This window comes from Bradyrhizobium sp. HKCCYLRH3073 (assembly GCF_051167995.1).
Classification (GTDB): domain Bacteria; phylum Pseudomonadota; class Alphaproteobacteria; order Rhizobiales; family Xanthobacteraceae; genus Bradyrhizobium.
This window is the reverse complement of record NZ_JBNPUD010000003.1, coordinates 404,361-417,328: the sequence shown is the minus strand read 5'-3', so window position 1 is coordinate 417,328 and position 12,968 is coordinate 404,361. Positions and strand designations below refer to the sequence as shown.

The window sequence follows — 12,968 nt, the reverse complement described above, 5'->3', positions numbered from 1 at the left end:
AGAATGGCGAGAGACAATCTGGCTCGGGCGTTGCCGGTCGACGACAGCAGCAGCCACATCGCCCTGGCCGCGACCGAAGAGGTGCTGATCCACGTTCGCTTCTTCCCGAACTCGGACATCAACTCGATCGGCGAGAAGCCCGCCAGCCTGACCGCCAATGAATGGTATGAGCGCCTGCTCGACATGGCGCGTCCGCATTATCAGACCTTCGCCGGCGGCCGCGGCTTCTTCCGCATCCCCCGCCCCTGTTTCGAGGCGATCCTCAAGGGCATTGCCTGACATCGGCTTTCGGGCTGGGTGTGGCAGTGAGCGTCCTCTCTGCCCTGCCCCTGTCGACCGCGGTGCGCCGGGTGCGCCGCGGTCGCTGGCGTTTTGACCGTCCGGCGTTTTGATCGTCGGGTCTTTGGAGGACAGCATTGAGCGATGCGGCTTTCACCGAACTGAAGCGGGCGTTCAGCTCGCTGCTGGCAGCGTGCAGGGCATCGCAGAACTGCGCTGAGACGCTCGCCGACCGCGCTTTCGATCTGTTCGAAGCCAATATCGATGCCCAGACGGCGCATCTGCCCGCCCTCGCCTGCGCCAAGGGCTGCCCCTCCTGTTGCGCATTGCGCGTGACCGCGACGGCACCGGAGATCTTCCTGCTCGCGCGCTATGTCCGGCAGATCGACCAGCGCATGCCGGCTAAGGCGCTCGGCTCGCTGTCGCGCCGGATCAAGCTCGCCAACCGCGCGACGCACGGATTGAGCGACACCGCGCGGATGAAGTTGCGTCAGCCCTGCCCATTCCTCGTACGCGGCGGCTGCATCATCCATCCCGCGCGTCCGCTCGCCTGCCGCGGGCATGCCTCGTTCGACCGGCGCGCCTGCGCACAGGCCATGGCCGGCCGCGAGGTCGACGTGCCGGTCTCGGCACCACACCTCGCGCTGCGCGCGCTGGTGCAGGATTCGCTCAGGGCGGCGCTCGACGCTGCGGGGCTCGCCTCTGGCCTGTATGAGCTCAACCAGGGTCTCGTTCTGGCGCTCGACGACCCCGAGCGCGAGCGCGCTTGGCGGGACGGGCAAGACAGCCTCGCGCCGGCGCGGATCGAGGCGTCGACGGCAGCGCAGACCGATGCGGTGCTCTGGAGTCGCGCGGCAGCCGGCGACGCTTCGATCCGGGGCGAGGTGTAGCGACAGGGCTCGGTCGCGCGGCTGTTAAGGCCGGCTGTTAAGGCTTGAGGATCGAGGCCCCGGTCGTGGCGCGGCTTTCGAGGTCGGCATGCGCCCGACCCGCATCCTTCAGCGCATAGGCGTGATTGATCGGCACGTGCAGCTTGCCGCTGATCACCGCCGAGAACAGCGTATCGGCGCCCTCCAGCAGTTCGGACCGCTTGCCGATATAGTCGTTGAGCTTCGGCCGGGTCGCGAACAGAGAGCCATGACTGTTGAGTTCGGCGATCGAGAACGGCGGCACCGGACCCGAGGCGTTGCCGAAGCTGACGAACAGGCCGCGCTGCTTCAGGCAGGACAACGAGCCGGGGAAGGTCGACTTGCCGACGCCGTCATAGACCACGTCGCACAATTCGCCGCGGCTGATCTGCTTGACCCGCGCGACGAAGTCCTCCTCGTTGTAGAGGATGACGTGGTCGCAGCCATTGGCCAGCGCGAGATCCGCCTTCGCCTTGGAGCCGACGGTGCCGATGACGTGCGCGCCGAGCGCGCGCGCCCACTGGCAGGCCAGGAGGCCGATGCCGCCGGCGGCGGCGTGGATCAGCACGCGATGGTGCGGCTCGACCTTGAAGGTCTTGTGCAGCAGATACCAGACCGTCAGCCCCTTGAGCATCAGCACCGCGCCCTGCTCATAGGTGATATGGTCGGGCAGCTTGACCAGGCGCTGCCAGGCGATGTTGCGCTCGGTGGCATAGCCGCCGAGGTTCTCATAATACGCGACGCGGTCGCCGGGATGGAAATGCGTGACGCCGGGCCCCACGGCGATCACCTCGCCTGCCGCCTCGTTGCCGGCGATGAACGGCAGGCCGGGCGCCTTGTACAGTCCGGTGCGATAGTACACGTCAATGAAGTTGAGGCCGATCGCGTGCTGGCGGATGCGGACCTCGCCGGGGCCGGGCGCGGCGAGATCGACCGGCTCATAGACCAGCGCCTCGGGGCCTCCCACCTTGTGCACGCGCACCGCCTTGACCATCCCGCCATCTCCCCTTCGGACTCTCCATCGCCGCGTCCGGGAATCCGGCGAAAGAACCTTCGACACTTACCTGATTCTCATCGGACATCCGGCTCCGTTGAAGGAGCCGACCTCCGGCCGCGCACCCGGCGCTGCCGGCGGCAAAAGCGAAGGCGATCACGGCGGCCTTGTCAACTCGGCACCGGTCAGGCGTTGCGCTTCCTGCGGTTGCGCGACGCCATCACGTTGAAGGCCTCGACCGCCAACGCAAAGACGATCGCGAAGTAGATGTAGCCGCGCGGGATGTGGAACTTGAAGCCGTCGGCGACCAGCGCGACGCCGATCAGCACCAGGAAGGCGAGCGCCAGCATCTTGGTGGTCGGATGGTTCGCCACGAAACGCGCCACCGGTCCCGAGGACACGTACATGATGACCATGGCGATGATGACGGCGGCGATCATGATCTCGAGATCCTGGGCCATGCCGATCGCGGTAATGATCGAGTCCAGCGAGAACACGAGATCGATGACGATGATCTGCAGGATCACCCAGAAGAACTTGTTGGCGCCGCCGCCCTGCGACCCCTCCTCCTCCTCGCGCGCCTCGACCTCGGCATGGATCTCGTGCGTGGCCTTGGCGATCAGGAACAGGCCGCCGGCGATCAGGATGATGTCGCGCCAGGAGAAGCCCACGCCGCCGATCGTGAACACCGGCTGCGTCAGCCCGATCAGCCAGACCAGCACGCTGAGCAGCAGGATGCGGAAGATCAGGGCCAACGCCAGCCCGATCTGGCGGGCGCGTGTCGCCTGCGGCTGCGGGATGCGCGAGGTGATCACCGACAGGAATATGACGTTGTCGATGCCGAGAACGATCTCGAGGGCGGTCAGAGTGAGCAGCGCGGCCCACGCTTCGGGACTGGTCAGAAGGTCGATCATGCTTTCAAGGATCTCAGCAGGCGGATCGCGGAGTCGCTCGCGACGATGTAGAGGGCGATCGCGCACAACAAGGCCGTCACGATCGAGCCCACGGCGAAGTTGTTTCCCAGCACGTCGATGACCAGGACGCCCCAGAGCGCGACCAGCGGCAGCGTCAGCCAGCGCAGCCGCTCGACGCGCACCGGGTGGATGACATGGAATGGGACGAAGGTCAGCGCGATCAGGACCGCGAGACCGAGGGTCGCCAACGATGGCGAGGGATGCAGCAGGAACAGGTAGAATGCCGCGATGTTCCAGAGTCCCGGAAACCCGCGAAAATGATTGTCGTGGCTCTTCATGCGGCGATCTGCGAAATACAGCGCGCCGGTGACGGCAATGCCGACGCCGATGACCGGCGCGGCGAGCGGCAGCAGCATCCCGCTGGCGGTGATGGCATAGGCCGGCACGAACACGTAGGTCGTGAAGTCCACCACCAGATCGAGCACGTCGCCCGACCAGTCCGGCTGCACATGGACGACGTCGAGCCGGCGCGCCAGAGGCCCGTCGATGCCGTCGATGACGAGCGCGGCGCCGAGCCACCAGAACATCGCAGTCCAATGCTCGCGCACGGCCTCGAGCATCGCCAGCAGCGCGACGCCCGCACCGAGCGCGGTGAAGACGTGCACCGAGAACGCCGCGACGCGATGCGCCGGCGTTGCGGCGACCCTGCTCTCTGGTCTCAACTGATCCATGCGGCGCCAGTGCTATCAGGAATCGGAGCCGATTGCATATCCGCCGTTGCGGCGATGCGCCGCGCAGGCTCACGCAATACCCTTGAAAAAGCCCTGCCGGAACGTCAAATGTTCCCGGATGAGCAACACAGACGCCAGCTTTGATGTCATCGTCGTCGGCGGCGGACCCGCCGGGCTCGCCGCCGCCATTGCCCTGTCGCAGACCGGGGCGCGGACGGCGCTCGTGGCCCGCCAGGCGCCGTATGCCGACAACCGCACCACCGCCCTGCTCGGCGGCTCGGTCGACTTTCTCGACGAGATCGGTGTCTGGTCGGCGTGCCGTGACCGCGCCGCCGGTCTCAAGGCGATGCGGCTTGTCGACGATACCGGCCGGCTGATCCGAGCCCCGGAGGTCCGCTTCGTCGCCGACGAGATCGGTCTCGAAATGTTCGGCTACAACATCGCCAATGCCGTCCTGGTCGACGCGCTGGAACAACGCGCCGGCGAGATCGACGGCCTGGTGCGGATCGCCGAGGATGCGGACAGCGTGCGCAGCGATGCCGATGCGGTGACCGTCACCAGCGCATCGGGCCGCGTGCTGACGGCGCGGCTCGTGGTCGGCGCCGATGGCCGGCATTCGCTGTGCCGCGAGGCCGCCGGCATCGGCGTGAGCCGGCGCACGCTGCAGCAGTCGGCGCTGACCTTCAACATCACCCATGCACGGCCGCATCACAACGTGTCGACGGAATTCCACACGCCGCAGGGACCCTGCGTGTTCGTGCCGCTGCCGGGCGACCGCTGCAGCGTTGTCTGGGTCGCGGCCCCGAAGGAGGCCGACCGGCTGTTCGCGCTCGACGACGACGCCCTGTCCGCCGCCGCCGAGCGGCAGTCGCACTCGATCTTCGGCCGGGTGCGCGTCGAGCCGGGCCGCCATGTGTTTCCGCTCGCGATCGAGCGGCCCTTGAGCTACGCGCAAAACCGGATCGCCCTGGTCGGCGAGGCCGCGCATGTGGTGCCGCCGATCGGTGCGCAGGGACTGAACCTCGGCCTGCGCGACGGCATCGACATCGCAGATGTCGTGCGCAAGGCCAATGCGGCCGGCGAGGATATCGGTGCGCCGCAGGTGCTCGCGCGCTATGGTGCGGCGCGCCGCGCCGATATCCTGAGCCGCACCTTCGCCATCGACGTCGCCAACCGCTCGCTGCTCAGCGATCTTCTGCCGATGCAGTCGCTGCGCGCCGTCGGCATGCACCTCATGAGCGGCATCGGTCCGCTGCGACGGCTCGCGATGCGCGAGGGCCTGGCGCCGTCATGGAGAGCCACGCGCAGGGCCGGTTGAGCACCGTCAGGGAAACGCCAGCCGGCCAGTCTGGATCAGCCACATCACGCTGGTCAGGGTGATCACCGAGGCGAAGGTGCCGATCAGCACCGCCGATGAGGCCGGCTCGATCCAGCTGTCATGCTGGCGCGCGATCACGAATACATTGAGCGCCGGCGGCAGCGCCGCCATCAGCACCGCGGTCGCCGCCCAGGGCTGCGCGAACGGCCCGAACAGCAGCATCAGCCCGAACGACAGCAGCGGGTGAACGACGAGCTTCACCACGGCCAGGACCGGCACCTCCCAGGGCAGCCGCTCGAACGGGCGCAGCGCCACGGTCACGCCGAGCGCGAACAGCGCCGTCGGCGCAGCGGCGTTCTGCAGGAACTGCAGGGTGCGGTCGAGAACGGTCGGCGGATGCAACTGGAACGCGGCCGCCAGGATGCCGCCGGCGGTGGCCATGATCAGCGGGTTCTGCAGGATCTGGCGCAGCACGGTGCGCATCGCGTGCACCACCGAGGCATGATCGCGCTCGGTCAGCTCGACGAGCAGCGGCACGATCGAGAACAGGAAGATGCTGTCGCAGCAGAAGATCAGCGCGGTCGGCGCCGCCGCCTTGGTCCCGAGCACGGCCAGCGCCAGCCCAGGCCCCATATAGCCGATATTGCCGTAGCCACCCGCGAGCCCGGCCATGGTCGCCTCGCGGAGCGACAGGCGCCCGATGGCCTTGCCGAGCACGAGCGCCAGGGCGAAGGTGAGCATGGTGGCGAGCGTCGTTGCAACCAGGAAGGGAGGGTTGCTCAGCTCGGTGAACGGCGTCCGCGCGATGAGGTTGAACATCAAGGCGGGCAGCGAGACGTAGAGCAGGAAGAAATTCATCCAGGCGAGCCCGGCTTCGGGCAGCCTCCTCCACTTACCGCAGGCGAAGCCTATGAAAACGACGCCGAAATAAGGCAGGGCCAGATTGAGAATGTCGAACATGGGCTCGGAAGATGGCCCCCTGAGGGAGCCTGGGAAGGGCCTGGAATGCGGGGGCGTCGCGGCTTGACGCGACTCGGATTGGTCTAGATTAAATCCGCCCGCGGGGCACTAGCATCGCTCCCCGTCCTGGTCTATTCGACTGGGATGATCAAAGCACGAACTGCCAAGTTTCAGATCGGCCAGATCGTCCGGCATCGGGTGTTCTCGTTCCGGGGCGTGATTTTCGACATCGATCCGGAGTTCAACAACACCGAGGAATGGTGGCTGTCGATTCCCGAGGAGGTCCGTCCGCATAAGGACCAGCCATTCTATCACCTGCTGGCCGAGAACGCGGAATCCGAATACGTCGCCTATGTTTCCGAGCAGAACCTGGTTCCCGACGAGTCCGGCGAGCCGATCCGCCATTCCCAGGTTGCGGAGATCTTCATCAAGGACAAATCGGGCGGCTATCGTCCGCGCAATCCGCTGATGAACTGACCTGCTCGACCAGAGAGCTTCGCCTGAGCGCCGTCGGCGCAAGCCCCTCATCGTTCGGTCCAGGCTCGCAAGTTCCCCCTCGCATCAGCTCGCAGAATGAAAAAGGCGCTCCGAATGGAGCGCCTTTGATCATGCGGGACGGGCCCGGCCAGCGTTACTGCTTCGCCTGCGGCTGGCCTGGCTGGGTCTGCTCGAGCTTCTTGCGCTGCTCCTCGGCGCGCTTCTGCAGCTCTTCCTGCAGCTTCTTCTGGGTCTCTTCGAACTGCTTCGGGTCGGTCGGCGGACCATCATAGGCCTTGGCGAAGCTGCTGTTGCCTTCCTGCAGCGGCAGCGGCAGCGTCAGCGCGGTGCCGTTCGAGTTGATCGCCTGGACGTAGAGGGTCTGGCCCTTCTTGAGGCTGTTCACGAATTCGGGCGTCGCTTCGTAGTCCGACATGCAGCCGTTCTGGAAGCAGATGACGTACTTTCCTTCCATGAACTGGTTGTTGTCGATGACGATGCGGGTTCCGGGCTGGAGCTGCATGCCGAGCGGCAAGGTCACACGCAGGATCTTCTTCGGCTCGCCTTCGGGCTCGATGATGACGGCTGCAACCACAGGCTGACCGGATTCGATGCGGCCGTCCTTGCCGATGAAGCAGACCTGCTTGGCGTTGGCATCCTGCCCCTTCAGGCAGAACTTGGTCCACGGCGCGTAGATCAGCTGCGGCATCTCCTGCTGAGCCTGGGCCTGAGGCTGGCCGCCGGCGGGAGGAATGGCAGGGGCCTGGGCGGCCGGCGCGGGAGCCTTGGGAGCGGCAGCCGGAGCCTTCGCCTTCGGCGCTTGAGCCTGCGCAACCGAAGGAGCGAAGGAAACGGCCAGCGCGGTGACCGCGAGCAGCGCGACAAGCCGCCCACGCGGCCCAACCGACGAGGCCAAGTCACGGAAATTCATTGCGGAAAACCCTTTCTGAACGGCAGCGCCCGAGACCGCCAAAGGCGCCACACCAAGCCGTTGAAGCGGCTGTCTCCTCAGGAAATGAGGCGGTTAAGTGACAGGCGTTGCCGCCCTAACTCAATCGCCCGCCTTCTTAACGCGGTGCGCGGAAGAATCAATGCCGCGAGACCATGTCGAAGCCGCGGTCTAGCGCTGGCGAGCCTGTGGTAAAAGCCCCTTGTGACCTGTTCCGAATCAAATGCTTGCGCCCCGATCCTGATGCTGCAGCGCATGTTCAGCGCGGCCGCGGGATGGGTCGCCGTGGTCCTGGCATTGTTGCCCGCGGTCTACACCCCCACGGCGAACGCGGCAGAGACTGCGGCGATCGCCATGCACGGTCTCCCGGCCTTGCCGGCCGACTTCGACCACATGCCCTATGCGAATCCCGACGCGCCCAAGGGCGGCCGTCTGGTCTGGGGACTGCTCGGCACCTTCGATAGCCTGAATCCGTTCATCGTCCGCGGTCTCGCGGTGCAGCAAATCCGCAGCTATGTGGTCGAGAGCCTGCTCACCCGCGGCAACGACGAGCCGTTCACGCTGTATGGCCTGCTCGCGAAATCCGTCGAGACCGACGAGAACAGGACCTATGTCACCTTCCGGCTCGACCCGCGTGCCCGCTTCTCCGACGGCAGCCCCGTGCTCGCCGAGGACGTGGCGTTCTCCTTTGCGCTGCTGCGCGATCACGGCCGCCCCAACCACCGGCAGTTCTACGGCAAGGTGGCCAGGGCCGACGTGCTCGACCCGCTGACCATCCGGTTCGATTTCGGTGGAACGGAAGACCGCGAGCTGCCGCTGATCCTCGGCCTGATGCCGATTCTGGCGAAACACGCGACGGACGTGCCGAGCTTCGAGGACACGACGATGACCGCGCCGCTCGGGTCAGGCCCATATCGGGTCACCGCGGTGCAGCCGGGATCCAGTGTCACCCTCACCCGCAATCCGGACTATTGGGGACGCGACCTGCCGGTCAACCGCGGATTGTGGAACTTCGACGAGGTCAGGCTCGACTACTACCGCGAGTCCAACGGACAGTTCGAAGCCTTCAAGCGCGGGCTGTACGACTTCCGCGTCGAGACCGAGCCGCTGCGCTGGCACGACGGCTATGACTTCCCGGCCGCACGCAATGGCGAGGTCATCCGCGACAGCTTCACCTCGGGGATGCCGCAGCCCTCGCAGTTCCTGGTGTTCAACACGCGGCGGCCGGTGTTCGCCGACGTGAAGGTGCGCCGTGCGCTGACGTTGCTGTTCGATTTCGAATGGATCAACCGCAACTACTTCTTCGGGCTGTACCGCCGCAGCGGCGGCTATTTCGCCGGCTCGGAGCTGTCCGCCTATGGACGTCCGGCCGACGCGACCGAGCTTGAGCTGTTGAAGCCCTACGCCACGCAGATCCCCGCCGACATCATGGACGGCAGCTACCGGTTGCCGATCACCGACGGATCCGGCCGCGACCGCGCAACGCTGAAGGCGGCGCTCGATCTGCTTAACGAGGCCGGATATGGCCTCGACGGGACGGTATTGCGGCATCGGACCACGCGGGCCCCCCTCGCCTTCGAGATCCTGGTCACGACGCGCGATCAGGAGCGCATCGCACTGGCTTACGCCGGCAGTCTCAAGCGGGCCGGCATCAATGCCTCGATCAGGGTGGTCGATCCCGTGCAGTTCGACCAGCGCCGCCTGAGCTTCGAGTTCGACATGATCCAGAACCGCTGGGACCAGTCGCTATCCCCCGGCAACGAGCAGGCGTTCTACTGGGGCAGCGAGGCCGCCGACCGCACCGGAACCCGCAACTACATGGGGGCCAGGGACCCGGCGATCGACGCCATGATCGCGGCGCTGTTGCGCGCCCGCGACAGGCCGGAATTTATCTCGACGGTTCGCGCATTGGACCGTACTCTTATGGCGGGGTTCTACGCTATTCCAGTGCTCAATGCCGCCGAGGAATGGATCGCGCGGTGGAATCGTATAGAACGGCCAAAGAGGACGGCTTTGACGGGAGCGCTCCCGGAGAGCTGGTGGCAGCGGCCGGAGCCGGCACGGAAGTGACCAATCGGGGCAATTGGTCGTGGCCGGGTCCGTGAAAGTACGGGGCAACAGGTGAATCAGGCCAATACGTCGCCGACGCTCGACGCGTTGTTTCAACGCATCCTGGCGCGCAAGCCGGATGCGGTCGCGCTGGTCGATCCCATCAACAAGCAGCGCGTCACCGGGCGGCCGCCGATGCGCCTGACCTATGCCGAAGCCGATCGCGTGATCTCGGCGCTGGCGGCGCATTTCATCGACGCCGGCCTGCCCGCCCATTCGGTGATCGCGGTCCAGCTGCCCAACACGATCGAGTTCGTGCTGACGGTGTTGGCCGCGCATCGCGCCGGCCTCGTCGTCGCCGTGTTCCCACTGCTGTGGCGTCAGTCGGAGCTCGTGGCGGCGCTGAACCGCACCAGCGCGCGCGCCATCGTCACGATGTCGAAGATCGACGGCGTGATTCACTCCGATCTCGCGATGAATGCGGCGGCGGAGGCGTTCTCGATCCGCCACGTCTGCGGCTTCGGCTCCGACCTGCCCGAGGGGATGTATTCGCTCGACCAGTCGATCGCGAAACCTTCGCGCTCGACGCGCGGGCTGATGCCGGACGGCCGCAAGGCCGCGATCGTCTCGTTCGACGTGACCGCCGACGGCTTCCGCGCCGTCCCGCGCACCCATTTGAGCCTGATCGCCGGGGGGCTCGCCGTCTCGCTCGAGAGCGATCTGCCGCAGGGCGTGAACATGATGTCGGCCTTCCTGCCGTCGTCATTCGCCGGCCTTGCCGCTTCGGTCGTGACCTGGCTGTTGTCCGGCGGCACCCTTGCGCTGCACCACCCGTTCGACGCCGACGCGCTGGAACAGCAGCTCGCGGAGCTGGCCTGCGATACGCTGATCGCGCCGGCCCAACTCGCCTTGCGTCTCGACGAGGGCGACCTCGCCTCGCGGCTGCCGAACCTGCGTTACGTGCTCGGCATGTGGCGCGCGCCCGAGCAGGTGGCGTCGAGCGCATCGTGGAAGACGCGCGACATCGAGATGACCGACGTCTATCTGTTCGGCGAAGCCGGATTGTTCGCCGTGCGCCGCACCGCGGCCGATGGCAGTCCCGGCCCGGTCAAACCGGGCCGCCAGGGCGCGCCGCGCGAACAGCCGGGCTCGTCGATCGCCGGCGAGATCCTGGTGACGCCGAAGGGCACGCTCGGGCTGCGGGGGCCGATGGTCGTGCTCGCCGCCTACGCCCCTCCGCCGCCGCCGAGCGACTCGCTGATGCCGGCAGCGCCGCGCGACTACGTCGACACCGAGTATGCGGTGCGCCTCGACCGTGCCCAGGACACGATCTCGATCACGGCGCCGCCGGCCGGCGTGATGGCCGTTGGCGGCTACCGCTTCCTTGCGCAGGACCTGCACGAATGGTCGCGGCGGCTCGGCCAGGGCGCGCTGCTGACCGCTCTGCCCGACCGTCTCAGCGGTCACCGCCTCGCGGGCCGCGCGATGGACAATGCGCGCGCGCGGGAAGCGCTCGCCGAGCTCGGACTCAATCCGCTGATGGTCGAGGCCTTCCGCGACCGCGCCGGCCCGGGCGGCTGATCCTGCTGTCCGGACCACTAAGGAACCGTCATGTTTGGAACAGTGTTGACGCTGCGTTAACGGGAGGGACCTAGGATCGCGACGTATCGCCCAGCGTATCCTGAGTTTCCTGGATGTCCCCACAAGGCCCGCTTCTCATCGTCTCCTCGTCCACGCGGCCTTCGCTGAGTGCGGCCCTCGCGGTGGCGCAAATTCTCCCCTCCGTCGAGACGCGCTGGGCTGATGCGATCAGCACGATGTCCCGGGTTCAGCCGGCCGCGGTCGTCGCCGTCGTCGAGGATGCTGATGCAACCGAGCTGGCGGCGGTCTCGCGTCATGTCGGTGCGCGCAAGCCCTACGTGCCGCTGATCGCCATCGCGCCCGGTGGCGCTGTCCTGCCCGACCACGCCATTCCCTTGCATGGCAGCGACAATCACGAGCGGCTGCTGGCGCGGCTGCGCGCGGCGCTGCGTGTCCGCACGCTGCACACCACCGTGCTGCGCCGTCTCGATGAGAAGAAGGCACCCGGCGCCACCCTGCCGGAAACAGATCCCCTGGATGACGCGACCGTGCTGCTGCTCGGCCGCGGCAGCTCCCTGCCCGGCCTGTCGGTCGCGCTCGGCGAACGCATGGCGGTCGTCGGCGCGCTGAGCATCGAAGCCGCCGCCAAGCATCTGTCGAGCCGCGACATCGACGGCATCGTGCTCGGCGAAGGGTTTTCGCCGCGCGTGGTCGACGCGTTCCTCGCGGTGCTCGCCGAGGACACCCGCTTCCGCAACCTTGCCGTTGTCGTCACTGCCAACCAGCCGGCGCCGCTGCAGGAACTCGCCAATCTCGAGATCATCGCCGGCGCTCCCGCGCACATCGCGGCCAGCGCGCTGCCGTTGATCCGCCTGCACGCCTTCGAAGCCCGCCTCAACCGCACGCTGCGCGCCATCGAAGCCGGCGGCATGCTCGACCCGCAGACCGGCCTGCTCACCCGCAACGCCTTCGCGCGCGACTTCGCCACCGCGGTCAGCCAGACGCAGAAGAGCGGCGGCAGCCTCGCGGTAGCTCGGTTCGCCTTCGACCCTGTCAACCCGCGCGCGCAATATGACGGCGCCCGCATCATCAGCCGCCTGATGCGGCGGATGGATTTCGGCACCCACGAGGACAACGGCTCCGTCGTGGTCGTCTTCGCCGAGACCGACCTCCGCTCCGCCCATGCCATCGCCCGCCGCCTCTCCAGCGTGATGCGCCACACCTCGCACGGCAAGCGCGACACCCGCACCGAGCCGTCGATCACCGTCGCCGCGCTGCAGCCGACTGACACCGCGCGCACCCTGCTGGCCCGGGTCTATGGCGAGGCGCAGCGCGCGGCGTCGTAATAAACTACATGTTTTGCGTCATCACTGCGCTGGTTCGAACCAAGAGTCGTGCTGCGTAGGGTGGGCAAAGGCGCATGCACGGTCTCGCTACATGCGATCTATTAGATGGCGCCGTGCCCACCGTCTCACCGCTTAGTATGCCGGCCGACGGTGGGCACGCTGCCGCCTGACGGCGGCCGCTTTGCCCACCCTACGAGATCTCGTGTTCCACGCCGGACGTTCGTTCCTTCGGCCACGATCTCATCCAAACACGTGCATGTTGAGATCGCGTATTTGCCCCACTCGTGTGGTGCGATCCAAGCTCGACTCGGGGGCATCTCAGCAAGCGGAGCATGCGTCATGCACAACCGGCAATCACGCGACGAGACCGATTGGGTCAGCGTTGTTGCAATCGTCTCGGTCTTCCTGATCGCCAGCCTTGCCCTGCATTTCGGCTGGCAACTTCGCTGATGCACAGCCGGC

At 66.8% G+C, this 12,968-nt stretch carries 12 protein-coding genes; 7 read left to right on the top strand and 5 right to left on the bottom strand.

The window, feature by feature from the left end; genetic code table 11:
• The first annotated feature begins 3 nt into the window (after positions 1-3).
• Positions 4-279 (top strand): hypothetical protein, encoded by a 276-nt coding sequence (locus ACQR1X_RS09640; RefSeq protein WP_434898704.1) that lies wholly within the window; start codon positions 4-6, stop codon positions 277-279.
• 137 nt (positions 280-416) lie between these two features.
• Complete coding sequence (locus ACQR1X_RS09635) at positions 417-1,169, top strand: YkgJ family cysteine cluster protein (protein ID WP_316236504.1); 753 nt, start codon at positions 417-419, stop codon at positions 1,167-1,169.
• 37 nt (positions 1,170-1,206) lie between these two features.
• Here the strand turns inward: ACQR1X_RS09635 and ACQR1X_RS09630 are convergent, their stop codons facing one another.
• From ACQR1X_RS09630 to pcsA, 3 genes are all read right to left on the bottom strand, one after another.
• Positions 1,207-2,181, bottom strand: coding sequence for a quinone oxidoreductase family protein (locus tag ACQR1X_RS09630; protein WP_315800017.1), 975 nt, complete (start codon positions 2,179-2,181; stop codon positions 1,207-1,209).
• A 185-nt stretch (positions 2,182-2,366) separates the two neighbouring features.
• Complete coding sequence (locus ACQR1X_RS09625; RefSeq protein WP_315800018.1) at positions 2,367-3,095, bottom strand: TerC family protein; 729 nt, start codon at positions 3,093-3,095, stop codon at positions 2,367-2,369.
• Positions 3,092-3,826: a phosphatidylcholine synthase gene (pcsA, locus tag ACQR1X_RS09620; protein WP_434889323.1), complete on the bottom strand. Its 735-nt coding sequence runs from the start codon at positions 3,824-3,826 to the stop codon at positions 3,092-3,094. Before pcsA ends, ACQR1X_RS09625 begins: the two co-directional genes overlap by 4 nt.
• A gap of 118 nt (positions 3,827-3,944) precedes the next feature.
• On the opposite strand from pcsA, the gene ACQR1X_RS09615 reads away from it, so the two are divergent.
• Complete coding sequence (locus tag ACQR1X_RS09615) at positions 3,945-5,144, top strand: UbiH/UbiF family hydroxylase (RefSeq protein WP_315800020.1); 1,200 nt, start codon at positions 3,945-3,947, stop codon at positions 5,142-5,144.
• Between the two features lie 6 nt (positions 5,145-5,150).
• Here ACQR1X_RS09615 and ACQR1X_RS09610 read toward each other — a convergent pair whose 3' ends face one another.
• Positions 5,151-6,104: an AEC family transporter gene (locus tag ACQR1X_RS09610; protein WP_434898703.1), complete on the bottom strand. Its 954-nt coding sequence runs from the start codon at positions 6,102-6,104 to the stop codon at positions 5,151-5,153.
• Between the two features lie 144 nt (positions 6,105-6,248).
• On the opposite strand from ACQR1X_RS09610, the gene hspQ reads away from it, so the two are divergent.
• Entirely contained in the window at positions 6,249-6,581 is a 333-nt protein-coding gene (gene hspQ / locus ACQR1X_RS09605) for a heat shock protein HspQ (protein WP_315711998.1), read from the top strand.
• A gap of 154 nt (positions 6,582-6,735) precedes the next feature.
• On the opposite strand, the gene ACQR1X_RS09600 is transcribed toward hspQ, so the two are convergent.
• The gene (locus ACQR1X_RS09600) at positions 6,736-7,512 is read right to left on the bottom strand and encodes an invasion associated locus B family protein (protein WP_315800022.1); all 777 of its coding nucleotides are present in this window, start codon (positions 7,510-7,512) and stop codon (positions 6,736-6,738) included.
• A 261-nt stretch (positions 7,513-7,773) separates the two neighbouring features.
• On the opposite strand from ACQR1X_RS09600, the gene ACQR1X_RS09595 reads away from it, so the two are divergent.
• From ACQR1X_RS09595 to ACQR1X_RS09585, 3 genes are all read left to right on the top strand, one after another.
• Complete coding sequence (locus tag ACQR1X_RS09595; protein ID WP_434895139.1) at positions 7,774-9,600, top strand: extracellular solute-binding protein; 1,827 nt, start codon at positions 7,774-7,776, stop codon at positions 9,598-9,600.
• Positions 9,601-9,651: 51 nt separating this feature from the next.
• The gene (locus ACQR1X_RS09590) at positions 9,652-11,160 is read left to right on the top strand and encodes a class I adenylate-forming enzyme family protein (RefSeq protein WP_316236509.1); all 1,509 of its coding nucleotides are present in this window, start codon (positions 9,652-9,654) and stop codon (positions 11,158-11,160) included.
• Positions 11,161-11,273: 113 nt separating this feature from the next.
• Positions 11,274-12,506 (top strand): GGDEF domain-containing protein, encoded by a 1,233-nt coding sequence (locus ACQR1X_RS09585; protein ID WP_434895140.1) that lies wholly within the window; start codon positions 11,274-11,276, stop codon positions 12,504-12,506.
• Positions 12,507-12,968 lie beyond the last annotated feature (462 nt).

What these genes read in the sequence shown, in the direction of transcription:
- ACQR1X_RS09600 (WP_315800022.1), bottom strand. Translation starts at nt 7,512, where the DNA reads ATGAATTTCCGTGACTTGGCCTCGTCGGTTGGGCCGCGTGGGCGGCTT.
- ACQR1X_RS09585 (WP_434895140.1), top strand. Translation starts at nt 11,274, where the DNA reads ATGTCCCCACAAGGCCCGCTTCTCATCGTCTCCTCGTCCACGCGGCCT.
- ACQR1X_RS09625 (WP_315800018.1), bottom strand. Translation starts at nt 3,095, where the DNA reads ATGATCGACCTTCTGACCAGTCCCGAAGCGTGGGCCGCGCTGCTCACT.
- ACQR1X_RS09610 (WP_434898703.1), bottom strand. Translation starts at nt 6,104, where the DNA reads ATGTTCGACATTCTCAATCTGGCCCTGCCTTATTTCGGCGTCGTTTTC.
- ACQR1X_RS09595 (WP_434895139.1), top strand. Translation starts at nt 7,774, where the DNA reads ATGCTGCAGCGCATGTTCAGCGCGGCCGCGGGATGGGTCGCCGTGGTC.
- ACQR1X_RS09630 (WP_315800017.1), bottom strand. Translation starts at nt 2,181, where the DNA reads ATGGTCAAGGCGGTGCGCGTGCACAAGGTGGGAGGCCCCGAGGCGCTG.
- pcsA (WP_434889323.1), bottom strand. Translation starts at nt 3,826, where the DNA reads ATGGATCAGTTGAGACCAGAGAGCAGGGTCGCCGCAACGCCGGCGCAT.
- ACQR1X_RS09615 (WP_315800020.1), top strand. Translation starts at nt 3,945, where the DNA reads ATGAGCAACACAGACGCCAGCTTTGATGTCATCGTCGTCGGCGGCGGA.
- ACQR1X_RS09640 (WP_434898704.1), top strand. Translation starts at nt 4, where the DNA reads ATGGCGAGAGACAATCTGGCTCGGGCGTTGCCGGTCGACGACAGCAGC.
- hspQ (WP_315711998.1), top strand. Translation starts at nt 6,249, where the DNA reads ATGATCAAAGCACGAACTGCCAAGTTTCAGATCGGCCAGATCGTCCGG.